The sequence below is a fragment of the Microbacterium sp. NPDC058345 genome, from assembly GCF_042723855.1.
Taxonomy (GTDB): Bacteria; Actinomycetota; Actinomycetes; order Actinomycetales; family Microbacteriaceae; genus Microbacterium.
This window is the reverse complement of the sequence record NZ_JBHXIG010000003.1, coordinates 233,861-256,313: the sequence shown is the minus strand read 5'-3', so window position 1 is coordinate 256,313 and position 22,453 is coordinate 233,861. Positions and strand designations below refer to the sequence as shown.

At 70.9% G+C, this 22,453-nt stretch carries 21 protein-coding genes; 18 read left to right on the top strand and 3 right to left on the bottom strand.

The window, feature by feature from the left end; translation table 11 throughout:
• The first annotated feature begins 92 nt into the window (after positions 1-92).
• The 3 genes from pdhA to ACFWH5_RS12865 are packed head-to-tail and all read left to right on the top strand — an operon-like array spanning position 93 to position 3,696.
• Positions 93-1,196, top strand: coding sequence for a pyruvate dehydrogenase (acetyl-transferring) E1 component subunit alpha (gene pdhA / locus ACFWH5_RS12875; RefSeq protein ID WP_378835142.1), 1,104 nt, complete (start codon positions 93-95; stop codon positions 1,194-1,196).
• The gene (locus ACFWH5_RS12870; RefSeq protein WP_378835141.1) at positions 1,193-2,233 is read left to right on the top strand and encodes an alpha-ketoacid dehydrogenase subunit beta; all 1,041 of its coding nucleotides are present in this window, start codon (positions 1,193-1,195) and stop codon (positions 2,231-2,233) included. Before pdhA ends, ACFWH5_RS12870 begins: the two co-directional genes overlap by 4 nt.
• A complete protein-coding gene (locus ACFWH5_RS12865; protein WP_378835140.1) occupies positions 2,230-3,696 on the top strand; it encodes a dihydrolipoamide acetyltransferase family protein in 1,467 nt (488 codons plus the stop codon). Before ACFWH5_RS12870 ends, ACFWH5_RS12865 begins: the two co-directional genes overlap by 4 nt.
• Before the next feature lie 61 nt (positions 3,697-3,757).
• On the opposite strand, the gene ACFWH5_RS12860 is transcribed toward ACFWH5_RS12865, so the two are convergent.
• Positions 3,758-5,095 (bottom strand): MFS transporter, encoded by a 1,338-nt coding sequence (locus ACFWH5_RS12860; protein WP_378835139.1) that lies wholly within the window; start codon positions 5,093-5,095, stop codon positions 3,758-3,760.
• Between the two features lie 201 nt (positions 5,096-5,296).
• Between ACFWH5_RS12860 and ACFWH5_RS12855 the strand changes: the two genes are divergently transcribed.
• From ACFWH5_RS12855 to paaK, 6 genes are read left to right on the top strand one after another with little or no spacing between them, the layout of a single operon-like run.
• Positions 5,297-6,484, top strand: coding sequence for a thiolase family protein (locus tag ACFWH5_RS12855; protein WP_378835137.1), 1,188 nt, complete (start codon positions 5,297-5,299; stop codon positions 6,482-6,484).
• Complete coding sequence (locus ACFWH5_RS12850; protein WP_378835136.1) at positions 6,481-7,254, top strand: enoyl-CoA hydratase/isomerase family protein; 774 nt, start codon at positions 6,481-6,483, stop codon at positions 7,252-7,254. The genes ACFWH5_RS12855 and ACFWH5_RS12850 overlap by 4 nt, the downstream gene beginning before the upstream one ends.
• The gene (locus ACFWH5_RS12845) at positions 7,251-8,105 is read left to right on the top strand and encodes a 3-hydroxyacyl-CoA dehydrogenase family protein (RefSeq protein ID WP_378835135.1); all 855 of its coding nucleotides are present in this window, start codon (positions 7,251-7,253) and stop codon (positions 8,103-8,105) included. The genes ACFWH5_RS12850 and ACFWH5_RS12845 overlap by 4 nt, the downstream gene beginning before the upstream one ends.
• On the top strand, positions 8,105-10,204 hold the full coding sequence (gene paaZ, locus ACFWH5_RS12840) for a phenylacetic acid degradation bifunctional protein PaaZ (protein WP_378835133.1): 2,100 nt from the start codon (positions 8,105-8,107) through the stop codon (positions 10,202-10,204). The genes ACFWH5_RS12845 and paaZ overlap by 1 nt, the downstream gene beginning before the upstream one ends.
• A gap of 5 nt (positions 10,205-10,209) precedes the next feature.
• Positions 10,210-10,590 (top strand): hydroxyphenylacetyl-CoA thioesterase PaaI, encoded by a 381-nt coding sequence (paaI, locus tag ACFWH5_RS12835; RefSeq protein ID WP_378835132.1) that lies wholly within the window; start codon positions 10,210-10,212, stop codon positions 10,588-10,590.
• Positions 10,591-10,624: 34 nt separating this feature from the next.
• Positions 10,625-11,917 (top strand): phenylacetate--CoA ligase PaaK, encoded by a 1,293-nt coding sequence (paaK, locus tag ACFWH5_RS12830; protein ID WP_378835783.1) that lies wholly within the window; start codon positions 10,625-10,627, stop codon positions 11,915-11,917.
• Between the two features lie 46 nt (positions 11,918-11,963).
• On the opposite strand, the gene ACFWH5_RS12825 is transcribed toward paaK, so the two are convergent.
• Complete coding sequence (locus ACFWH5_RS12825; protein WP_378835130.1) at positions 11,964-14,081, bottom strand: DEAD/DEAH box helicase; 2,118 nt, start codon at positions 14,079-14,081, stop codon at positions 11,964-11,966.
• A 113-nt stretch (positions 14,082-14,194) separates the two neighbouring features.
• Here ACFWH5_RS12825 and ACFWH5_RS12820 point away from each other — a divergent pair, with 113 nt between their 5' ends.
• From ACFWH5_RS12820 to ACFWH5_RS12785, 8 genes are all read left to right on the top strand, one after another.
• Entirely contained in the window at positions 14,195-14,614 is a 420-nt protein-coding gene (locus ACFWH5_RS12820; protein ID WP_378835129.1) for a pilus assembly protein CpaE, read from the top strand.
• A 99-nt stretch (positions 14,615-14,713) separates the two neighbouring features.
• A complete protein-coding gene (gene paaA, locus ACFWH5_RS12815) occupies positions 14,714-15,694 on the top strand; it encodes a 1,2-phenylacetyl-CoA epoxidase subunit PaaA (RefSeq protein ID WP_378835128.1) in 981 nt (326 codons plus the stop codon).
• Entirely contained in the window at positions 15,694-15,999 is a 306-nt protein-coding gene (gene paaB / locus ACFWH5_RS12810) for a 1,2-phenylacetyl-CoA epoxidase subunit PaaB (protein ID WP_378835127.1), read from the top strand. The genes paaA and paaB overlap by 1 nt, the downstream gene beginning before the upstream one ends.
• Positions 15,996-16,838, top strand: a complete 843-nt coding sequence (gene paaC / locus ACFWH5_RS12805) for a 1,2-phenylacetyl-CoA epoxidase subunit PaaC (RefSeq protein WP_378835126.1) — start codon at positions 15,996-15,998, stop codon at positions 16,836-16,838. Before paaB ends, paaC begins: the two co-directional genes overlap by 4 nt.
• A gap of 5 nt (positions 16,839-16,843) precedes the next feature.
• Positions 16,844-17,356: a 1,2-phenylacetyl-CoA epoxidase subunit PaaD gene (paaD, locus tag ACFWH5_RS12800; protein ID WP_378835781.1), complete on the top strand. Its 513-nt coding sequence runs from the start codon at positions 16,844-16,846 to the stop codon at positions 17,354-17,356.
• 14 nt (positions 17,357-17,370) lie between these two features.
• Positions 17,371-18,522, top strand: coding sequence for a 1,2-phenylacetyl-CoA epoxidase subunit PaaE (paaE, locus tag ACFWH5_RS12795; protein WP_378835778.1), 1,152 nt, complete (start codon positions 17,371-17,373; stop codon positions 18,520-18,522).
• A 21-nt stretch (positions 18,523-18,543) separates the two neighbouring features.
• Entirely contained in the window at positions 18,544-19,314 is a 771-nt protein-coding gene (locus ACFWH5_RS12790; RefSeq protein ID WP_378835125.1) for an enoyl-CoA hydratase/isomerase family protein, read from the top strand.
• A gap of 63 nt (positions 19,315-19,377) precedes the next feature.
• Complete coding sequence (locus ACFWH5_RS12785; protein ID WP_378835123.1) at positions 19,378-20,901, top strand: ATP-dependent DNA ligase; 1,524 nt, start codon at positions 19,378-19,380, stop codon at positions 20,899-20,901.
• A 104-nt stretch (positions 20,902-21,005) separates the two neighbouring features.
• On the opposite strand, the gene ACFWH5_RS12780 is transcribed toward ACFWH5_RS12785, so the two are convergent.
• The gene (locus ACFWH5_RS12780) at positions 21,006-21,515 is read right to left on the bottom strand and encodes a phosphoribosyltransferase (protein ID WP_378835122.1); all 510 of its coding nucleotides are present in this window, start codon (positions 21,513-21,515) and stop codon (positions 21,006-21,008) included.
• A gap of 86 nt (positions 21,516-21,601) precedes the next feature.
• On the opposite strand from ACFWH5_RS12780, the gene ACFWH5_RS12775 reads away from it, so the two are divergent.
• Entirely contained in the window at positions 21,602-22,414 is an 813-nt protein-coding gene (locus ACFWH5_RS12775; RefSeq protein WP_378835121.1) for a class II glutamine amidotransferase, read from the top strand.
• Positions 22,415-22,453 lie beyond the last annotated feature (39 nt).

Sequence of the window (22,453 nt, the reverse complement as noted above, 5' to 3'; positions counted from 1 at the left end):
CATGCAGTCGTTCGCATTTCGGCGTCCGCTCTTGGACGATTGCCGCGCTCGGGGCATGCTGAGCACACACGTTCGGCAAGGAGGGCGAACCGATGCAACACGACGACCTGCTCCCGCGCGACATCCCCGTGCGGCTGATCGACCAGGACGGCCGGGCGGTCGCCGACGAGCGCTATCCGATGCCCGACGTCGACCTGCTGCTGCGCGCCTATCGAGGCCTCGTCGAGGGGCGCCGCGTCAATGACCAGGCGAACGCGCTTGTACGCCAGGGCCGCCTCGCCGTCTACCCGTCGTCGCACGGGCAGGAGGCGTGTCAGGTCGCCGCTTCCCTCGTGCTCGGGGAACGGGACTGGCTGTTCCCGACGTACCGCGATTCGGTGGCGGTGATCGCGCGCGGCGTGCATCCCGCCGATGCGATGGTGCTCCTGAAGGGCGACTGGCACTCGGGCTACGACCCCGCCGAGCATCGCGTCGCGCCGCAGGCCACCCCGCTCGCCACCCAGCTGCTGCACGCGGTCGGCTTCGCGTACGCTTCCCGGCGCCGCGGCGAGGACACCGTGGTGCTCGCGCTGTGCGGCGACGGCGCCACCAGTGAGGGCGACTTCCACGAGGCGCTGAACTTCGCCGCCGTGTTCCATGTGCCGGTCGTGTTCTTCGTGCAGAACAACGAGTTCGCCATCTCGGTGCCGCTCGCGCGGCAGACGGCCGCACCCTCGCTCGCGCACAAGGCGATCGGGTACGGGATGCCGGGTCAGCGCGTCGACGGCAACGACGTCGCGGCCGTGCTGGCCGTGCTCGGCGAGGCGGTGGATCGAGCCCGCGCCCGCGGCGGCCCCTCCCTCGTCGAAGCGCACACCTACCGGATCCAGGCGCACACCAACGCCGACGACGACACCCGCTACCGGGAGCGCGAGGAGGTGCAGGCGTGGGTGGCACGCGACCCGCTCACCCGGATGCGCGCATTCCTGACCGCCGCGGCCCACCTGGACGACGCGGCCGAGGAGCGCCTGGCCGCCGGCGCGGAGCAGATCGCGGCCGCGCTGCGCGAGGCGCTCAACGCGGATGCCGACCCCGACCCCGAAGACCTGTTCCGGTACGTCACCGCGCAGCGGTCGCCGCAGCTCGAAGAGCAGTGGCAGCTGCTGCGCGGCGAGATCGAGCGCGCATCCCTCACCGACGCGGGAGGTCGACCATGACGATCACTCACGACGACATCCGTCTCGACGAGCACCCCGTGGTCGGCACCATGACCATGGCGGCGGCCCTCAACCGCGCCCTGGCGGACGCCATCCAGGAAAATCCCGAGGTCGTCGTCTTCGGCGAGGACGTCGGCGCGCTGGGCGGCGTCTTCCGCATCACCGACGGCCTCACGGAGCGCTTCGGTGAGGACCGCTGCTTCGACACCCCACTGGCGGAGTCCGGCATCGTGGGCGCCGCGGTCGGCATGGCCATGAACGGCATGCGGCCGGTGATCGAGATGCAGTTCGACGCCTTCGCGCTGCCGGCCTTCGAGCAGGTGGTGAGCCATGTCGCCAAGCTCGCGAATCGCACCCGGGGTTCGCTGCGGATGCCGCTCGTCATCCGCATCCCGTTCGGCGGAGGCATCGGCGGGGTGGAGCACCACTGCGACTCGTCCGAGGCGCACTACGCGCACACGCCGGGTCTCACGGTCGTGTCGCCCTCCACGCCGCAGGACGCCTATTCGCTGCTGCGCGCGGCGATCGCCTCGCCCGACCCGGTGATCTTCCTCGAGCCGAAGAAGCTCTACTGGTCGAAGGGCGAGGTCGACACCTCGATCACCGCCGAGATCGGCACGGCGCGCGTCGCCCGCGAGGGCTCCGACGTCACCGTGCTCGCCTACGCCGCGATGGTGCCCGTCGCCCTCGAGGCCGCCGAGATCGCCGCATCCGAAGGGCGCAGCGTGCAGGTGATCGACGTGCGGAGCCTCTCCCCGTTCGACGACGCGACGGTGACCGCGGCGGTGCGCTCGACCGGCCGCGCCGTGGTCGTGGCGGAGGCGCCGGGGTACGCGAGCGTCGCCAGCGAGATCCAGGCGAGGGTGTTCGAGCGCTGTTTCGAGTACCTCGAGGCGCCGGTGCGCCGGGTGACCGGGTTCGACACACCGTACGCTCCGCCGAAGCTCGAGCACTGGTACCTGCCCGATGCCGACCGCATCCTCGACGCGATCGACTCCCTGCACTGGGATGACGATGCCGAGGGGGCCGGGCGATGACGACCGCGACCGCACGGGTGTTCCGCCTGCCCGACCTCGGCGAAGGGCTCACCGAGGCGGGTCTGGTGCAGTGGCTCGTGCAGGTGGGCGACACGATCCGCACTGATCAGGCCATCGCCGAGGTCGAGACCGCGAAGGGCGTGGTCGAACTCCCCTCCCCCTTCGCCGGCGTCGTCACCGCGCTGCACGGCGAGCCGGGTGCGACGATCGCCGTGGGCGCCCCGGTGCTCGAGGTGGCCGATCCGGATGCTGCGGCGCCGTCACCGGATGCCGCCGGCTCCCCCGATTCCGCCGCGGGAGGGGCGGCGGAGAAGGACGCCTACCGCGCCGAGGAGCGCGCCGGCTCGGGCAATGTGCTCATCGGCTACGGCACGACGGAGCGCGCCGCCGGCGGCCGACGCCGCCCCAGGGCCGTGCCCGCCGCGGCATCCGTTCCACCGAATGAACCGGATGCCGTCGAGCGCACCACTCCCCCGCGCGGCGAGCAGGTGCACTCGACGACACGTGGTCCACTCGACCGCGGTGCGGCGCCGCATCGCACGATCGCCGTGCGCTCGCCGATCGTCCGACGACTGGCTCGAGACCTCGGCCTCGACGTGCACGGCATCACGCCGACCGGCGCCGACGGCGCGGTGACGCGCGCCGACGTGCTGCGCGCGGCCGTCGACCATGCCGTCGACGGCGTCACCGCCGCATCGGGGCCGGCCGCGGCACCCCTGCCCCCCGCGGCGCCGGCGGCCACCGTCGCCCCGGGCGAGATCGACGGCCTCGCCGTGACATCCCGCGAGCGGATGAGCCCGCTGCGCAAGGCGGTGAGCGCGAAGCTGTCGCGCAGCCGCGCGGAGATCCCCGAGGCGACCGTCTGGGTGGACGTCGACGCGACGAGGCTGTGGGAGCTGCGCGCCGAGATGGCGGCGGACGGCGGGCGAGCGCCCTCGCTCACCGCCCTGGTCGGACGGTTCGCGCTCATCGCGCTGGCCGATCACCCGCTGCTCGCGTCGCGTCTGAACGACGAGGCCGACGAGATCATCTCCTTCGACGGCGTGAACCTCGGCGTGGCGACCGATACCGACCGCGGGCTCATGGTCCCGGTCATCCCGCGCGCTCACGAGCTCTCCGTCGCGCAGCTGGATGCCGCGCTGCGCGAACTCGCCGAGACCGCCCGCTCCGGCGCCATGCCACCGGAACGGCTGCGCGGCTCCACCTTCACCGTGAACAACTACGGCGGTTTCGGCGTCGACGGCTCGGCCGCGATCATCAACCACCCTGATGTGGCGATCCTCGGCATCGGCCGGATGATCGAGCGCCCCTGGGTGGTCGACGGGGCGATCGTGCCGCGCCGCATCGCCCAGCTCTCCCTGGTCTTCGATCACCGCGTGTGCGACGGCGGCTACGCCGCCGGATTCCTGCGCCGGGTGGTCGAGCTCATCGAGCATCCGATCCGCGCGTACGGCCGCGTCTGACGCACGCCGAACGGGCCGGGCGGGTCATCCGCCCGGCCCGTTCGCATGCTGCGGGCGCTGCTCAGCGCACCCGGGTGGTGCCGGTGCGCGCCGCCACCACGTCGACACTGTGCGTGTCGAGCGCGACCCCGCGGGTCTCCTTGACCAGCGAGACGGCCACCAGGGAGACGATCGTGATCACCAGCACGTACACGCCGATCATCCACGACTTCCCGGTGCTCGTCAGCAGCACCTCCGCGATCAGCGGCGCGAACGCGCCACCGAGGATCGCTCCGAGCGCATAGCCGATCGAGACGCCCGAATAGCGCACGTCGGCGGGGAACATCTCGGCGTAGAGCGCGGACTGCGGGCCGTACGACAGCCCGAGCCCGATCGTCAGCACGAAGAGGGCGACGAAGAACAGCGCCACGTTCCCGGTGTCGATGAGGAACCACATCGGGATCGACCACACCGCGATCAGCGCGTACCCGATCTGGAAGGTGCGCACGCGGCCGATCCGGTCCGAGATGCGGCCGCCGACCATCGTGAAGAGCAGCCAGCCGAACGACGCGAGGGTCGTCATCAGCAGTGCGGTCGGCCGCGGCATGCCGATCACCGTCGACACATAGGTCGTGAAGAAGGCGATGAGCAGGTATCCGGCGGCGTTGTTGGCGATGAAGATCAGCGCCGTCAGCACCACCTCGCGACCGTGGTGGCGGAACAGGGTCGATAGCGGCGCGGACGACGCGGTGCGGCGCTCCTGCAGCTCCTTGAAGATCGGGGACTCCTCCACCGCGCGACGGATGATGTATCCGACCACGATCAGCACGATCGAGAACAGGAAGGGCAGCCGCCATCCCCAGGCGAGGAACGCCTCCTGGGTCATGTTCGAGGTGAGCACCCACATCGTGAAGGTCGCGAGGATCATGCCCACCGGCACACCGATCTGCGGGTATGCCCCGAAGAGCCCGCGCTTGCCCGCCGGCGCGTGCTCGACCGACATGAGGGCCGCGCCGCCCCACTCGCCGCCGGCGGAGAAGCCCTGCAGCACGCGCAGCAGCACGAGCAGCACCGTCGCCAGGATGCCGATGTCGGCATATGTCGGCAGGACGCCGATCAGCGAGGTGGCCAGCCCCATCAGGATCAGGGTGAGCACGAGCATCCGCTTGCGCCCGAGTCGGTCGCCGAGGTGACCGGCGATCACCGCCCCGAGCGGACGGAACAGGAAGGAGATGCCGAGAGACGCCCAGGAGGCGATCTGCGCGCCCGTCTCGCCCAGCGGGGCGAAGAACAGCCCGCCGAACACCAGACCCGCGGCCTGTGCGTAGATGAAGAAGTCATACCATTCGATGGTCGTGCCGACCAGGGTGCCGGCCAGCACCCGGCGCTCCTCGCGCCGTCGGACTGCGGTATCCGTCATAGAGAACTCCGTTGTTCGGGTGATGCTGACCGACCGATCGGTCAGCAAGTCAGGAGAGTACACGGCGGAACGAGGGCGCGCCACACGTCCGACTTGCCAACGGGATCGGCGGGCTGTCATGATTTACTGACCGAATGGTTAGGAAAGCCCGGGTACACCGCCTGCGCCGCCCCTGACGTTCCACGCAATGGAGATGGAATCGTGACAGACGCCTTTCTCGTCGGCGGAGTGCGCACCGCCGTCGGACGCTACGGCGGAGCACTCGCGAGCGTGCGGCCCGATGACCTCGCCGCGCTCGTCGTGCGGGCCGCGGTGGAGCGCGCCGAGCTCCCCGATGACGCGGTCGAGGAGGTGATCCTCGGCGCGGCGAATCAGGCCGGCGAGGACAACCGCAACGTGGCGCGCATGGCGGTGCTGCTCGCCGGGCTGCCCGACCACGTGCCGGGCATCACGGTGAATCGCCTGTGCGCGTCCGGGATGTCGGCGATCGCGATGGCCGCACAGGCGATCCGCGCCGGCGACGCCGACGTCATGCTCGCCGGCGGCGTGGAGTCGATGACCCGTGCTCCCTGGGTGCAGGCCAAGCCCGAGCGGGCCTGGGCGAAGCCCGGTGACGCGTTCGACACGTCCATCGGCTGGCGGTTCGCGAACCCGCGGCTGCTCGCCCGCGACAAGGCGACGTTCTCGATGCCGGAGACCGCCGAGGAGGTGGCGCGCCGCGACGGCATCACCCGCGAGGATGCCGACGCTTTCGCGCTGCGCAGTCAGCACCGTGCCGTCGCCGCGATCGACGCGGGCCGTTTCGAGGCGGAGATCGTCGCCGTCCCCACCCGCACCGGCGACGTGCTCGTCGATGAGGGGCCACGTCGCGACACGAGCCTCGAGGCGCTCGCCGGGCTGAGACCCGTCGTCTCCGGCGGAAGCGTCGTGACCGCGGGGAACTCGAGCTCGCTCAACGACGGCGCGTCCGCCGTCGTGGTGGCGAGCGCCGAAGCAGTGCGCCGCCACGGCCTGACACCCCGCGCGCGGATCGTGACGTCGACCTCCGCCGCTCTCGCCCCCGAGATCATGGGGCTGGGCCCCGTTCCCGCGACCGAGCGGGCGCTGAAGCGCACCGGGCTCTCCGTCGACGACCTCGGCGCCGTCGAGCTCAACGAGGCCTTCGCCTCGCAGTCGATCGCCTCGATGCGCCGACTGGGCCTCGATCCTGAGATCGTGAACCGCGACGGCGGCGCGATCGCCCTCGGCCATCCCCTCGGTTCGAGCGGATGCCGCATCGTCGTCACGCTGATGGGCCGGATGGAGCGCGAGGCAGCAGGCCTCGGACTGGCGACCATGTGCGTCGGAGTCGGCCAGGGCACCGCCATGATCCTGGAGCGGGTGGCATGAGCGAACCCGTGCTCGTCGAGCGTCGTGACGACCGCGTCGTCGCCACCCTGAACCGCCCTGACAAGCGCAACGCGATCGACCAGCAGACGATCGACGCGCTGCATGCGCTGTGCGCCGCGCTTGAAGCCGAGCCGCGCACCCTCATCATCACCGGCTCCGACGGCGTCTTCGCCTCCGGAGCCGACATCGCCCAGCTGCGCGCACGGCGCGCGGAGGATGCCCGCCGCGCGATCAACGCGACCGCGTTCATCCGCCTCAGCGAGCTGCCCATGCCCGTGATCGCCGCGGTGGAGGGGTACGCCCTCGGCGGTGGCGCCGAGCTGGCCTACGCCGCCGACATCCGCATCGCCGCCCCCACCCTGAAGATCGGAAACCCCGAGACCGGGCTCGGCATCATCGCCGCGGCCGGCGCGACCTGGCGGCTGCCCGAGATCGTGGGAGCGGCCCGAGCGAGCGAGCTGCTGCTCACCGGCCGGGTGCTGAACGCCGATGACGCTCTCGCCTGGGGCCTGATCTCGTCGGTCCACCCTGCCCATGAGCTGCTCACCGCCGCGCACGCCATCGCCGACCGCATCGCCCGGAACGACCCGCTCGCCACCCAGCACACCAAGCGCGCGCTGCGCGCGCCGCGGCACGAGCATCCCGACATCGAACGCGAGCTGCAGGCCGAGCTGTTCGAAAGCGAGGAGAAGCGGCGGCGCATGACGGAGTTCCTCGAGCGACGCACGGAACGCACCCCTCAGGGCGAAGCGGGAAGGGCACGCCGGTGAGCGCGCCGAAGACCGTCGGCGTCCTGGGCGGCGGGCGCATGGGCGCGGGCATCGCGCACGCGTTCCTGCTGGCCGGATCGCGGGTCACGGTGATCGAGCGGGATGCGGCGAGCGCCGACGCCGCGGCGGAGCGCGTCGGAGCCGGCATCCGCCGCTCGGCCGATCGCGACGCCGGCTTCGACATCGCCGAGACGGCCTCCCGCTTCTCGGTCGGCACGGATGTGTCCGCCTTCTCCGACGCCGAGCTCGTGATCGAGGCGGTGCCGGAGGACCGCGATCTGAAGGAGCAGGCCCTCTCCCGCGCCGAAGGGGTTCTCGGCGAGACGGCCGTACTCGCCTCGAACACCTCCTCCATCTCGATCGACGACCTGGCCGCGACCCGCCGGCACCCGGGACGCTTCCTGGGTCTGCACTTCTTCAACCCGGTGCCCGCGTCGGCGCTGGTCGAGATCGTGCGGGGGTCGGCGACCGACGACGTCGTCCTCGACCGCGCGCTGGGCTGGGTGCACGCGCTGGGCAAGACCCCGATCACGGTGAAGGACTCCCCCGGCTTCGCCTCCTCGCGGCTGGGCGTGATGCTCGGCCTGGAGGCGATCCGGATGCTCGAGGACGGTGTCGCGTCGGCATCCGACATCGACGCCGCGATGACCCTTGGCTACCGGCACCCGATGGGTCCGCTGCGCACCACCGACATCGTCGGCCTCGATGTGCGTCTCGGCATCGCCGAGGAGCTCGCCCGCGAACTGGGCGACCGTTTCGAACCGCCCGCGCTGCTGCGCCGGATGGTCGCCGACGGGCACCTCGGGCGCAAGTCAGGACGCGGCTTCTACGACTGGAATGAGGAGAACTGATGACCGACTACCTTCCGAGCTTCGTGCAGGGGCAGTGGTGGACTCCGCAGGACGACGCCGACGCGAACGAGGTGCGCGACGCCTCGACGGGCGAGGTGATCGCCCGCGTCAGCACCTCGGGCCTCGATCTCGCCGGTGCCCTCGAGTACGGGCGCACGACCGGGCACGCGAACCTCGCCCGGCTCACCTTCCACCAGCGGGCGGTGCTGCTCAAGCAGTTCGCCCTCGCCCTCACTGAGCGCAAGGACGAGCTCTACGCGCTCTCCGCGCGCTCGGGAGCGACGAGAACCGACTCCTGGGTCGACATCGACGGCGGCATCGGCGTGCTGTTCTCGTACTCGGGCAAGGGCCGCCGCGAGCTGCCGAACGCCACCGTGCACGTCGACGGCCCCGTGGAGCCGCTGTCGAAGGACGGCTCGTTCCTCGGTCGCCACGTCTACACGACGCTGCCCGGCGTCGCCGTGCAGATCAACGCCTTCAACTTCCCCGTCTGGGGGCCGCTCGAGAAGCTCGCGCCGGCCTTCCTCGCGGGCATGCCCACCGTGATCAAGCCCGCCACGCCGACCGGCTACCTGACCGAGGCGATGGTGCGCATCCTCGTCGAGTCCGGGTTGCTGCCCGACGGCTCACTGCAGCTGATCAGCGGCAGCGTGCCCTCCCTGCTCGACCACCTGCGGCTGGGCGACCTGGTCGCTTTCACGGGCAGCGCGTCGACCGCTGAGAACCTGCGCCGCCACCCGTCGGTGCAGACCGGCGGAGTGCGCTTCACCGCCGAGACCGACTCGATCAACGCCTCGGTCCTGGGCACGGATGCCGTCGCCGGCACCCCGGAGTTCGACGCCTACATCCGCCAGCTGGTGGTGGAGATGACGACGAAGGCGGGTCAGAAGTGCACCGCCATCCGCCGCGCGATCGTGCCGGCCGCGACGGCGGGCGACGTCATCGAGGCCGTGCGCGCCCGCATCGCCGAGAAGACCGTCCTCGGCGACCCCCGCGGCGAGGGCGTCACGATGGGACCACTGGTCTCCACGGCGCAGCGCGACGAGGTGCTGCGCCAGGTGCGCGCCCTGCAGGACGCCGGCGGCCGGGTGGTCGTCGGATCGACCGACGCCCCCGAGGTGCGCCTGGCCGACGGCAGCACGGGAGCAGCACCCGACGGCGCCTTCGTGTCGCCGGTGCTGCTGCAGTTCGACGATGCGCAGGCCGACGCCGTGCACGGCGTCGAGGCTTTCGGACCGGTGTCGTCGCTGCTCACCTACCAGACGACGGCCGAGGCCGCCGCGCTGGTCGCCCGCGGTGGCGGGTCGCTGGTCACCAGCGTGGCGACACACGACCCGGTGCAGGCCGTCGAGCTCGCGACGCGCATCGCACCGTTCAACGGCCGGATGCTGCTGCTCGACCGCGACGACGCGCGCTCCTCCACCGGCCACGGGTCGCCGCTGCCCGGTCTGGTGCACGGCGGTCCGGGGCGTGCCGGCGGCGGCGAGGAGCTCGGCGGCATCCGCGCGGTGCTGCACCACATGCAGCGCACCGCCGTGCAGGGCTCGCCCGAGATGCTCACCGCGCTCACCGGTGTGTGGCACGCCGGTGCGGCGGCGAACACCGACGGCCGGCATCCGTTCCGCAAGTCGCTGGCCGAACTGCGCATCGGCGATCAGATCGTCTCGCAGTCGCGCGAAGTGACCCTCGACGACATCGAGACCTTCGCGCGCTTCACCGGCGACACCTTCTACGCCCACATGGATGAGCAGTCCGCCGCCGCCAACCCGTTCTTCCCCGGCCGGGTGGCGCACGGCTACCTGCTCGTGTCGTGGGCGGCAGGCCTCTTCGTCGACCCTGCGCCCGGTCCGGTCCTCGCCAACTACGGCCTGGAGAACCTGCGCTTCCTCACCCCCGTCTCGCCGGGTGACAGCATCCGGGTCGAGCTCACGGCGAAGCAGATCACGCCGCGGGAGACCGACGAGTACGGCGAGGTGCGCTGGGATGCGGTGATCCGCAACCAGGACGACGAGGTCGTCGCGATCTATGACGTGCTCACCCTGGTGACCAAGCAGCCGGCCGATGTCGAGACCCCCGAGGCCGCGGCGGTGCCGGCATGAGGGCGATGATGCAGCGGGACGCCGCGTCGGCATCGCTCGGCATGGTCGTCGACGTCGACGAACCCGGCCGTGCGGTGGTGTCGATGCCCGTGCGGGAGGACATGCTGAACGGGTTCGCCATCACCCATGGCGGACTCGTGTTCACCCTGGCGGACACGGCGTTCGCGATCGCCTGCAACGAGGACGAACGGGTGACCGTCGCGGCCGGCGCGGACATCACCTTCCTCAAATCCACGGGTGCGGGGCAGACGCTCACCGCGACGGCCGAGCGCCGCGTCGTGAACGGCAGAACCGGCCTGTACGACGTCACCGTGACCGACGAGACCGGCGACGTCGTCGCCGAATTCCGCGGCCGCTCCCTCACCACCAACCGCGCCGCGGAATGACGCGCTGACCGAACCGGAGATCCCTATGTCGACGATGACCGGACCCGCCACCGACACTCTCGACGCCGCCGAGCGGCTGTCCCGCCCCGACCTCGAAGCGCTGCAGCTGGAACGGCTGCAGTGGACGGTGCGGCACGCGTACCAGAACGTGCCGCACTACACCCGTGCGCTCGACGAGGCAGGGGTCTCGCCCGGCGACATCCGCTCGCTCGACGATGTTCGGCTGCTCCCCTTCACCACGAAGGAGGATCTGCGCCAGAACTACCCCTTCGGCATGTTCGCCGTGCCGATGGAGCAGGTGCGGCGCGTGCACGCCTCCTCGGGAACGACCGGCCGCCCCACGGTGGTCGGCTACACGGAGGCCGACCTGTCGAACTGGGCGGATCTCATCGCCCGGTCGCTGCGCGCCTCCGGCATCCGTCCTGGCATGAAGGTGCACAACGCCTACGGGTACGGGCTGTTCACCGGAGGGCTCGGCGCGCACGCCGGCATCGAGCGCCTCGGTGCCACGGTGATCCCGATGTCGGGCGGTCAGACGGCCCGGCAGGTGCAGCTGATCCGCGACTTCGAGCCCGACGCGATCCTCTGCACGCCGAGCTACCTGCTGACGATCGCCGACGCCATGGAGGACGCGGGCATCGACCCGTCGTCGACGTCGCTGAAGGTCGCCGTGCTGGGGGCGGAGCCCTGGACGAACGAGATGCGCGCCGAGCTGGAGCGTCGCCTCGGCATCGACGCCCTCGACATCTACGGGCTGAGCGAGGTGATGGGTCCCGGTGTGGGCAACGAGTGCGTCGAGACGAAGGACGGTCCGCACATCTGGGAGGACCACTTCCTGCCCGAGGTGGTCGACGATGACGGCAACCCGCTGCCGGACGGCGAGATCGGCGAGCTGGTCTTCACCTCGCTCACCAAACAGGCCTTCCCGGTGCTGCGCTACCGCACCCGCGACCTCACGCGGCTGCTGCCCGGCACGGCCCGCCCGGCGATGCGGCGGATGGAGAAGATCACGGGGCGCAACGACGACATGATCATCCTGCGCGGCGTGAACATCTTCCCCACGCAGATCGAAGAGCTCGTGCTGGGCATCGAGCACCTGACCCCGCACTTCGTCATCGAGCTGACCCGCGAGGGCCGCATGGACGCCATGTCGGTGCGCATCGAGCGGCACCCGCATCTGGGCCGCGAGGTGTGCGAAGCGGCCGCCGTCGTCCTCGCCGAGCGCATCAAGACGCACATCGGATCGAGCGTCGCGGTGCGCCTCGAGGAGCCCGGCGCGCTGCCGCGCAGCGAGGGCAAGTACAAGCGGGTGTACGACCTGCGCTGACGGATGCGGCGCGCCGCACAGCACCGATGCGGCGCTGTGCGGCCGCTCAGCCGCGCACGGCGAGCACGAAGGGCAGCACGGCGCTCGCCCCCGCACGGCGCAGCTCCCGGGCGGCGACCGTGAGCGTCCATCGGCTGTCCGCCTGATCGTCGACCAGCAGCACCGGTCCCGGCGGCACCTCGATGCCCTCCGCGGTGAACCGATCCCAGAGGCCGGCGAGGCGGAACACGCTGTTGCCGCCCGGCTGACCGCTCGGTCCGCCGTTCGCCGTTCCCAGGGTGCCGAGGTACGGCAGCCGGCCGACCTCGGCGAGGCCACGGGCGAGCGAGTCGATCAGCAGGGGACGCGAGCGCGAGGGCACCGCGACCACGGCGGCAGGCCGTTGCTCCCATGCCCAGCCGGCGAGCACCCGCACGCAGGCCGCCAGTACCTGGGGTGAGACGGGCGCATCGGTCGCATTCGCCGCGAACAGCTCGCGCAGCGTCCCGCCCCACCCGAGGTCGGTGAGGCGCGCGAGCGCGCGCCCTTCGCTCGCCTGCTCCTCGACGGGGATGCGGCCCTTCACCGCGACACCCACCCGGTCGGCGCCGGTCGGCCACTGCCGGCGTGCCTCGACGGCGACACCGACACGGTCGAGCGATTCCGCTGCGGCGCCGGCGGCATCGCTGCCGACCTCACGCGGGAACCACGGGCCCGCGCAGTTGTCGCACCGACCGCAGGGCGCCGCGGTGTCATCGTCGAGTGAGCGCTGCAGGAACTCCATGCGGCATTCGCCGGTCTGCTCGTACTCGATCATGTGCTGCTGCTCGGCGCGACGCTCGGCGGCGATGCGCTCATACCGCTCCGCGTCGTAGGTCCACGGCTGCCCGGTGGCGATCCAGCCGCCCTGCACGCGCCGCACGGCGCCGTCGACGTCGAGCACCTTGAGCAGCAGTTCGAGCGGCGTGCGCCGGATGTCGACGACGGCCTCCAGCGCCGGCGTCGAGACGGGTGTGTCGCCGAGCGCCGCGATGACGCGCTCCGCGCGCTCCCGATCGGGCATCGACGCCGTTGCGAAGTAGTGCCAGATGTCGCGGTCCTCCGGTCCGGGCAACAGCAGCACATCGGCGCTGTCGCTGGCACGGCCGGCACGACCGACCTGTTGGTAATACGCCACGGGCGACGACGGCGCGCCCAGATGCAGCACGAATCCGAGGTCGGGTTTGTCGAAGCCCATGCCCAGCGCGCTGGTGGCGACCAGCGCCTTCACCTCATTGCGCTTGAGCATCCCTTCGGATTCCTCACGCTCTTCGGCATCGGTCTGCCCGGTGTACGCGCGCACGTCATGGCCGTTCTCACGCAGCAGCCGCGCGGTGTCGACGGCGGCCGAGACCGTGAGCGTGTAGATGATGCCCGAGCCGGGCAGATCGTCGAGGTGGCTGAGCAGCCAGGCCAGCCGCTGCGCGGACCCCGGCAGCGGAAGCACGCCGAGCCGCAGCGACGAACGGGCCAGCGGGCCGCGGATCGTGAGCACCGGCTCACCATCGGATCCGGTGCCGCCCGCTTCGAGCTGCTCGGCCACATCGGCCACCACCCGGCTGTTGGCCGTGGCGGTGGTGGCGAGCACCGGCACGCCGGCGGGCATCCCGGCGATGAGGTCGCGCAGCCGCCGGTAATCCGGACGGAAGTCATGCCCCCAGTCGCTGATGCAGTGCGCCTCGTCGACGACCAGCAGCCCGATGCGTCGCACGAGCGCGGGCAGCTGCTGCTCGCGGAATGCCGGGTTGTTGAGGCGTTCGGGCGAGACGAGCAGCACGTCGACCTCGTCTCGATCCAGCCGCGCGGTGACTTCGTCCCATTCGTGCGCGTTCGTGGAGTTGATCGCGACGGCACGCACGCCGGCGCGCTCGGCAGCCGCGATCTGGTCGCGCATCAACGCGAGCAGCGGCGACACGAGGACCGTCGGACCCGCGCCGCGGCGACGCAGCAGCAGCGTCGCGACGAAGTACACCGCTGACTTGCCCCAGCCGGTGCGCTGCACCACAAGCGTCCGCCGGCGCTGCTCGACCAGAGCCGCGATGGCTTCGTACTGCCCGTCGTGGAACTCTGCATCGGGACGACCGACCAGGTCACGCAGTGCGGCGAGCGCGGCATCGCGGGTCTCGGAGGAGTTCGGGGAAGCCATGCCCCCACTCTGCCGCACTCCGCCGACATGCCCCGCGGTGCATTCACCGAGCCGGCGCGCCGCGGCCGAACCAGACGACCTTCGCGGCGGTCCGACTCGTCTAGCGTGGAGGGATGATCAGCCGCGAACTGGCCGTCGCCCTGCGGGACGCCGGATTGGTGTGGCATCCGGCCAGCGGCGACCGCTTCCAGCTGGACCTGCCCGATGACGTCGAGCTCGAGGCCGAGGCCGAGATCTTCACCGTCAGCGAGATGACCATCGAGGCGCGGCGGACCCCGACGGGCACCGACCTCGCGTTCAACGGCACGACCGAGTGGGCGCTGGACTCGGTGCAGCTCGCCGACGCGGTCTGGCTTCCGCGCGAGGATCAGCTGCGGGAGCTGCTGCGGGGCACGTTCCGCAGCCTGCGACGGCTCACCGACGCGTTCGTCGTCGAGATCGAGATCGCCGGCGAGACGCTGCGTTACGAGCATCCCGACCCCTCCGAGGCGTACGGACAGGCACTGCTCGAGCTCATCGGCCGCTCGCGCTGAGCATCGGCGCTCTGCGTCGGGCACAGCATGGGGGTTGCGCGCCGTCTGCCGTCGTGTCAAAATTACCTAACGATCGGTCAGTAAACACAGGAGTCGATGATGACCAGCCCCGCAGATCTGTCGCTCATCGACGGCGACGTCGCCGACAGAGAGCGCCTGTTCGATGAACTCGTCGCGAACGAGCAGCGCGTCGAACCGCGTGACTGGATGCCCGAGGCGTATCGCAAGACGCTGATCCGGCAGATCTCCCAGCACGCGCACTCCGAGATCATCGGGATGCAGCCCGAAGGCAACTGGATCACGCGCGCCCCGAGCCTGAAGCGCAAGGCCATCCTGATGGCCAAGGTGCAGGACGAGGCCGGGCACGGCCTGTACCTGTACTCCGCGGCGCAGACCCTCGGCATCACGCGCGACGAGATGATGGACCAGCTCATCAGCGGCAAGGCGAAGTACTCCTCGATCTTCAACTACCCCACCCCCACCTGGGCCGACATGGGTGCGATCGGCTGGCTGGTCGACGGTGCCGCGATCTGCAACCAGGTGCCGCTGTGCCGCGCGTCGTACGGCCCGTACGGGCGCGCGATGGTGCGGGTGTGCAAGGAGGAGTCCTTCCACCAGCGGCAGGGCTTCGAGATCCTGCTGACCCTGATGCAGGGCTCCGACGAGCAGCGCGCGATGGCGCAGGATGCGGTGGATCGCTGGTACTGGCCGAGCCTCGCCATGTTCGGGCCGCCCGATGACCAGTCGCCCAACTCGGCCCAGTCGATGAAGTGGAAGATCAAGCGCTTCTCGAACGACGAGCTGCGTCAGCGCTTCGTCGGGATGCTCGTCCCCCAGGCCGAGATCCTCGGTGTCACCCTGCCCGACCCCGAGCTGCGCTTCGACGAGGAGACAGGCCGGTACGAGATGGGCGAGATCGACTGGGACGAGTTCTTCGAGGTGCTGGGCGGCGACGGCCCGTGCAACGCCGAGCGTCTGGAGCGCCGCCGCACCGCGCACGAGGAGGGCGCCTGGGTGCGCGAGGCGGCCGCCGAGTACGCCCGCAAGAAGGCCCTGCGCGTGGAAGGGAAGGTGGCGTGATGGCGACCCCTGGCGGCTCCCCGGAGGAGACCTGGCCGCTGTGGGAGGTCTTCGTCCGCGCGAACCGCGGACTGAGCCACGTGCACGTGGGATCGCTGCACGCACCGGACGCGGACATGGCCGTGCGCAACGCCCGCGACCTGTACACTCGCCGCGGCGAGGGCGTGTCGATCTGGGTGGTGCCCGCGGATGCCGTCACGACGAGCGACCCCGACGGCAAGGACGCCTTCTTCGAGAGCCCCGCAGGCAAGAACTACCGGCACGCCGTGTACTACACGGCATCCGAGGGGGTGCCGCACCTGTGAGCGCGACGCATACCGACGAGGCGGAGAGCGGGCACGGGGACGTCTCCGTCACCGAGTTGCGGCTCTCGGAGGAACTCTCCGGCACCGGCGGCAGCGCCCGCTCGGCCGACATCGCCGAGTACGCGATGTGGCTCGGAGACGATGCCCTCATCCTCTCGCAGCAGCTCGGCGCGTGGATCTCACGGGCACCGGAGCTCGAGGAGGACGTCGCGCTGGGCAACATCGCCCTCGACCTGCTGGGTCACGCGCGCTCCCTGCTGCACTACGCCGGTTCGTGGGACGGCCGCAGCGAGGACGACCTGGCGTACTTCCGCGACGAGCCGGAGTTCCGCAGCGCGTGGCTCATGGAGCAGCCCAACGGCGACTTCGCGCAGACCATCGCGCGCCAGTTGCTCGCGTCGGTCTACATGTTCGAGCTCTACCGGGCGCTGACGTCGTCGGCCGACGCGACGCTCGCCGCGATCGCGGAGAAGTCCGTCAAGGAGGTCGACTACCATCGCGACCACGCCGTGCAGTGGGTGCTGCGCCTCGCGGGCGGCACCGAGGAGTCGCGCCGGCGGATCGTCCGCGCGTTCGCGGACCTGTGGCCGTACGCGACCGAGTTGTTCCGCGACGAGCCGCTCATCGACCGCCTCGGCGACGTCGCCGTCCGGCCCTCTTCGCTGCGCGCCGGCTTCGACGCCGTCGTCGACACGGTCTTCCGCGAGGCCGAGCTCGAGATCCCGGCCGGCGGATCGTCGTCGGCCGGCGGCCGACGCGGAATGCACTCCACGCCGTTCGGACACCTGATCGCCGAGATGCAGGTGCTGGCGCGGCGGCATCCGGGAGCGACGTGGTGATCGACATGACCGCCGTGCCACGGACCGATCGGGCCGACCGCGCGCGCCGTGTCGCCGCCGGCGTCGCCGACCCCGAGATCCCGGTGCTCACCATCGAGGATCTCGGCGTGCTGCGGGCCGTGACGGTGGCGGAACGCGACGGCCGCGAGCACGTGCAGGTCGACATCACGCCCACCTACAGCGGATGCCCGGCGATGGACGCGATCCGCGACGACGTCGTGCTCGCCCTCACCGCCGACGGATTCGGCGACGTCGATGTCCGTCTGGTGCTCAGTCCGGCGTGGACGACGGACTGGATGAGCGAGGAGGGCAAGCGCAAGCTGGTCGAGTACGGGATCGCACCGCCGACCGGCCGCGCCGCGGCATCCGGTCCCATCCGCCTCGCCCTCAGCGTGCGCTGCCCGCGCTGCGGCTCTCTCGACACCCGTGAGGTCTCCCCCTTCGGATCCACGTCGTGCAAGGCGCTCTACGAGTGCCGCGCGTGCCTGGAGCCCTTCGACCACTTCAAGGTGATCTGATGTCGCTGTTCCGGATGCCCGACACCGTGGCCGCACCCGTACCGCGCGAGATCGATCCGCCGGCTTCGTCGCGGCGCGCCCGGTTCCACACCCTCACCGTCTCGGACGTGCGTCCGCTCACCGACGACGCCATCGAGGTCACCTTCGCCGTCCCCGCCGAGCTCGCGCACGCCTACGACTACCTACCGGGTCAGTACGTCGCCTTGCGCGTGCACCTCGACGGCGCCGAGGTCCGGCGCTCCTACTCGCTGTGCCGCCCCCCGGCGCCTGTCACGTCCGGAGGGACGAGCCTCAGCGTCGCGGTGAAGCGCGACGAGGGAGGCCTGTTCTCGACCTGGGCGCAGACGGAGCTGCGGCCGGGCTTCGAGATCGACGTGATGAGCCCCCAGGGCACCTTCACCTCCGGCCTCGCCGAACTCGACGGCGCGCACGTCGTGGGCATCGCCGCCGGCTCGGGGATCACGCCGCTGATGTCGCTGGCGCAGAATCTGCTCGCCGCGTCGGACACCACGCGGTTCACACTGCTGTACACGAACAAGTCGACCGGCGATGTGATGTTCCTCGAGGACCTCGCCGAGCTGAAGGACCGCTACCCCACTCGTCTCGTGCTGCACCATGTGCTCTCGCGTGAGCAGCGGGCCGCACCGGTGCTGTCGGGCCGCATCGACGAGCACCGGCTGCGCACCATCCTCGACGCGCTCATCCTGCCCGCCACCGTCGACGAGTGGTTCCTGTGCGGGCCCTTCGCTCTGGTCGACCTGTGCCGCGAGGTGCTGGCCGACATCGGCGTTCCCCGCGAGCACGTGCGCTTCGAGCTGTTCACCAACGGGGATGCTCCCGCGGAGCGCGGACCGCGCCGCGTCGAGGTGCGCAGGGGTGAGAAGACCTACCGCATCGAGATCAGTCTGGACGGCGTCTCATCGACCGTGGAGAGCCCGGTCGACGCGCATGAGTCCGTGCTCAACGCGGCACTGCGGGTGCGCCCTGATGCACCGTTCGCGTGCTCCGGCGGCGTGTGCGGCACCTGCCGGGCGCGGGTGATCGAGGGCAGCGTGACGATGACCGAGAACTACGCGCTCGAACCGGACGAGATCGATCGCGGCTACGTGCTCACCTGTCAGTCGCACCCCACCAGCGACCGCATCGTCGTGGACTACGACGTCTGACCGTCCGACCGAGGAGCAGCCATGATCGACATCTCCATCGCCGACGACGTCGCGCACATCACCCTGAACGCGCCGGCCAGGCTCAACGCGCTCGACGAGCAGGCGCTGCACGGTCTCGACGCCGCCTACGACGAGGCGGAGCGCGCCGGTGTGCGGGCGCTCGTGCTGCGCGGCGAGGGTCGGGCGTTCTGCGCCGGGCGCGACATCGCCGACGTCGACCCGCGCGACGACGACGTGATGGGCTACCTCGGCGGCGTCGTCACCCCGCTGCTGCGGCGCATGTCCGAGTTCCCCGCGCCGACCTTCGCCGTCGCGCACGGCGCATGCCTCGGTGTCGGGCTCGGCCTGCTGATCGCCACCGACGTGGTGTACGTGGCCGAGTCGGCCAAGATCGGCTCGCCGTTCGCCGCGCTGGGAGCGACGCTGGATTCCGGCGGACATGCCCTCTTCCTCGACCGCCTCGGCGCTCATCGGACACTCGATCTCATCTACACCGGCCGGCTGATATCGGGGGCCGAGGCCGTCGCGGCCGGACTGTTCTCGCGGGTGTTCCCCGACGACGAGGTGGTGCAGGCGACCGAGGATGCCGCGAAGGCCGCCGCCCGCGGCGCCACCCGGGCGTTCCTCGCCAGCAAGGAGCTCGTGCGCCGCATCCGCGACGAGCGCCTCACACTGTGGGAATCGGTCGACGTGGAGAACGCCGCGCAGGCCGCCCTGTGCGACACCGACGATTACCGGGAGGGCTTCGCGGCCTTCCAGGAGAAGCGCACGCCGGAGTTCCGCGGGCGCTGAGTCCGGCATCATCCGCGCGGGAACCGGGTGCCGCATGTCGGATGCCGGTGCGAGAATGCGGGGATGATGCTCTCGGAGCTCGTCGCCACCACCGACGACGTCGCAGCCACGTCGTCGCGGCTCGCCAAGATCGAGGCGCTCGCCCGCCTGCTGGAGCGTGCCGAGCCGGACGAGATCCCGACTCTCATGGGTCTGCTGCAGGCCTCGCCACGGCAGGGCCGGCTGGGCGTGGGATGGCGCACGATCTCCGCTCTCTCGGTCGAGCACGCTCGTGTCCCGACGTTGACGATCGGCGATGTCGATCGCGGGCTGGATGCTCTCGCTGCGGCGTCCGGCTCGGGATCCGCCGGTGTACGGCACGAGCTCCTCGTCGGTCTCGCCGAGCGGACCACCGCCGCGGAGTGGGACTTCCTGGTCCGCGCGATGCTGGGCGAGCTGCGCACCGGGGCGCTGGCGGGTGTGCTGCTCGACGGTGTGGCGCGTGCGTCCGGCAAGCCGGCGGCATCGGTGCGGCGCGCGGCGATGCTCTCGGGGGACCTCGGCGAGACAGCACGGATCGCGCTGACCGGAACGATCGACGACCTCGACGCCGTCGGCCTCGCCGTGGGCCGGCCCGTGCTGCCGATGCTGGCAGCCACGGCCGCCACGCCTACGGCCGCACTCGGGACCACCGGCCGCGCCTCCGTCGAGTACAAGCTCGACGGCGCACGTATCCAGGTGCACCGCCATGGTGACACGGTCGGCGTCTACACCCGCAGCCTGGCCGACATCACGCACCGCGTTCCCGAGATCGTCGAGATCGTGCGCGCGCTGCCCGCGCGCGATCTCATCCTCGACGGCGAGACGCTCTCGCTCGACGAGGACGGCGGCCCGCGGCCCTTCCAGCAGACCATGTCGCGGTTCGGCGCCGACGTCTCGCGTGAGCTGCTGCTGCGCCCCTGGTTCTTCGACCTGCTGCACGTCGACGGCCGCGACCTGATCGATGAGCCGCTGTCCGTTCGTCTCTCCGAACTGGAGCGCATCGCGGGCGACTGGCGCATGCCCGGCATCGTGACCGACGACCCCGAGGCCGCCGAGCAGCTGTCACGCGAAGCCCTCGCCGCCGGTCACGAGGGCGTCGTGGTGAAGGCCATCGACTCCGCCTACACGGCCGGCCGGCGCGGCAAGTCGTGGGTGAAGGTGAAACCGGTGCTCACCTATGACCTCGTCGTGCTCGCGGCGGAGTGGGGGTCGGGTCGTCGCCGAGGATGGCTGTCGAACCTGCATCTCGGCGCTCACGACCCGGACGGCGAGTTCGTCGAGCCGGGCGGATTCGTGATGGTCGGCAAGACGTTCAAGGGTCTCACCGACGAGCTGCTGCGCTGGCAGACCGAGCGGTTCCCTGAGGTCGAAACCCATCGCACTGCGCAGGCCGTGTTCCTGCGGCCCGAGATCGTCGTCGAGATCGCGATCGACGGGGTGCAGCGCTCGCCGCGCTATCCCGGCGGTATCGCCCTGCGCTTCGCGCGGGTGAAGGGCTACCGGCACGACAAGACACCGGCCGACGCCGACACGATCCAGACGCTGCGGGCCCTGCTGCGCGGTTGAGTCGCAAGTTGTTCGAGATAATGTTCGAGACTCGGGGTCGATTCGGGTATGTCGCTCCGTACGTCACCGGTGGCAGCGGTCGAGCCCGCTGCCGCAGCCGGAGGTCACGCCGAGGGCGGCAGGCCCTGATCCTCCTGCACGACCGTGCCCTTGTACGACCAGGGGAAGTCGATCCACAGATCGGTGTCCTTCCAGGCGTAGTCCGGCTGGATGATCGTGGTGGGCTTGGTGTAGATGGTCACCGAGCGCACCTCCGCACCCTTCTCGGCGAGCAGCTGCACGGCGAGGGCCAGGGTGCGCCCGGAGTCGGCGACGTCATCGACGAGCAGCACTCGCCTGCCGTCCAGGTAGGCCATGTCGAGCGCCGGCGGAAGCACCTCGGGGGCGTCGAGCACCGTGCCGATGCCGGTGTAGAACTCGACGTTGATGGCGCCGCAGTTCTTGGCGCCGAGTCCGTAGGCGATCGCACCGGCCGGCAGCAGTCCGCCGCGGGCGATCGCCACCACGACCTCGGGCATGAAGCCGCTGCCGAGGATCCGACGGGCGAGCTCCCGCGTCGCCTCTCCGAAGCCGTCCCAGGTGAGCGTCTCGCGCTCGATCACCGCATCCGTCATGTGCTCATTCTCGCCCATCGCGGCCCGGCACCCGTCCGAGATGAGGTAGAACAGAAGGGCAGCATCGCCGTTCACCCGAGGTCTTCATGTGCCGTCTCTTCGCTTTCGTCTCCCCTGACCAGTCCACCGCCGGCGGCGAACTCGGACCCGCGGGAATCGAGAGCCTCCTCTCCCTCGCGCGCCTGCACGGCGACGGCTGGGGATGGGCCGGGGTCGCTCGCCCCGGTCAGGCGCCTCAGGTGCACAGCTCGGCCGAGTCCGCGGCATCCGACCCCGCCTTCGGCACCGCCCTGTCGACCCCGGTCCGCTCCGCGATGGTGCACCTGCGCTGGGCCACCCCTGGCATCCCGGTCTCGGCCCGCAACGCGCACCCCTTCCACGTCGGCGATCTGGCGTTCGAACACAACGGCTCGCTGAAGCCTCTCGACGATCTGCGGGCACTGCTCTCCCCCGATCTTCTCGCCCAGCTGCACGGCGACACCGACAGCGAGATGTACTTCGCGCTGATCCGGGAGCAGCTGGCACTCGGGTTCCCGCTGGCGGATGCGGCGGTGCGCGTCGCCGCCCGGCTGCGCGAGGCGTTCCCGTTCGCCAGCCTGAACGCGATCCTGCTCGACGCCGAGCAGCTGGTGGTCGTGCACGCCAGTGCGCGCAGCATCCTCTCCGAACGCGACCTGAGCGTGATTTCCCGGCATCCACATCTGCCCGAGGAGCACAACGAGGACTACTTCGCGCTGCGCTGGACGCGCACGCGCGACGGCGTGATCCTGATCGGCTCCACCGGCGTCGCCGCCGACGACTGGCGTCCGCTTCCTGCCGAAGCCGTGACGGCGATCCGCCTCGCGGACGGCAGCAGCAGCATGCTCGAGCTGGCCGACGTCGCCGTCATGCAGCGCTAGGCTTCGCGGCGCTAGAATCGACGCGTCCGACCTTCGAGG

Bases quoted from the DNA above. Each gene is read 5' to 3' on its own strand.
- pdhA (WP_378835142.1), top strand. From the start codon at position 93: ATGCAACACGACGACCTGCTCCCGCGCGACATCCCCGTGCGGCTGATC.
- ACFWH5_RS12870 (WP_378835141.1), top strand. From the start codon at position 1,193: ATGACGATCACTCACGACGACATCCGTCTCGACGAGCACCCCGTGGTC.
- ACFWH5_RS12865 (WP_378835140.1), top strand. From the start codon at position 2,230: ATGACGACCGCGACCGCACGGGTGTTCCGCCTGCCCGACCTCGGCGAA.
- ACFWH5_RS12860 (WP_378835139.1), bottom strand. From the start codon at position 5,095: ATGACGGATACCGCAGTCCGACGGCGCGAGGAGCGCCGGGTGCTGGCC.
- ACFWH5_RS12850 (WP_378835136.1), top strand. From the start codon at position 6,481: ATGAGCGAACCCGTGCTCGTCGAGCGTCGTGACGACCGCGTCGTCGCC.
- paaZ (WP_378835133.1), top strand. From the start codon at position 8,105: ATGACCGACTACCTTCCGAGCTTCGTGCAGGGGCAGTGGTGGACTCCG.
- paaI (WP_378835132.1), top strand. From the start codon at position 10,210: ATGATGCAGCGGGACGCCGCGTCGGCATCGCTCGGCATGGTCGTCGAC.
- paaK (WP_378835783.1), top strand. From the start codon at position 10,625: ATGACCGGACCCGCCACCGACACTCTCGACGCCGCCGAGCGGCTGTCC.
- ACFWH5_RS12825 (WP_378835130.1), bottom strand. From the start codon at position 14,081: ATGGCTTCCCCGAACTCCTCCGAGACCCGCGATGCCGCGCTCGCCGCA.
- ACFWH5_RS12820 (WP_378835129.1), top strand. From the start codon at position 14,195: ATGATCAGCCGCGAACTGGCCGTCGCCCTGCGGGACGCCGGATTGGTG.
- paaA (WP_378835128.1), top strand. From the start codon at position 14,714: ATGACCAGCCCCGCAGATCTGTCGCTCATCGACGGCGACGTCGCCGAC.
- paaB (WP_378835127.1), top strand. From the start codon at position 15,694: ATGGCGACCCCTGGCGGCTCCCCGGAGGAGACCTGGCCGCTGTGGGAG.
- paaD (WP_378835781.1), top strand. From the start codon at position 16,844: ATGACCGCCGTGCCACGGACCGATCGGGCCGACCGCGCGCGCCGTGTC.
- paaE (WP_378835778.1), top strand. From the start codon at position 17,371: ATGCCCGACACCGTGGCCGCACCCGTACCGCGCGAGATCGATCCGCCG.
- ACFWH5_RS12790 (WP_378835125.1), top strand. From the start codon at position 18,544: ATGATCGACATCTCCATCGCCGACGACGTCGCGCACATCACCCTGAAC.
- ACFWH5_RS12785 (WP_378835123.1), top strand. From the start codon at position 19,378: ATGATGCTCTCGGAGCTCGTCGCCACCACCGACGACGTCGCAGCCACG.
- ACFWH5_RS12780 (WP_378835122.1), bottom strand. From the start codon at position 21,515: ATGACGGATGCGGTGATCGAGCGCGAGACGCTCACCTGGGACGGCTTC.
- ACFWH5_RS12775 (WP_378835121.1), top strand. From the start codon at position 21,602: ATGTGCCGTCTCTTCGCTTTCGTCTCCCCTGACCAGTCCACCGCCGGC.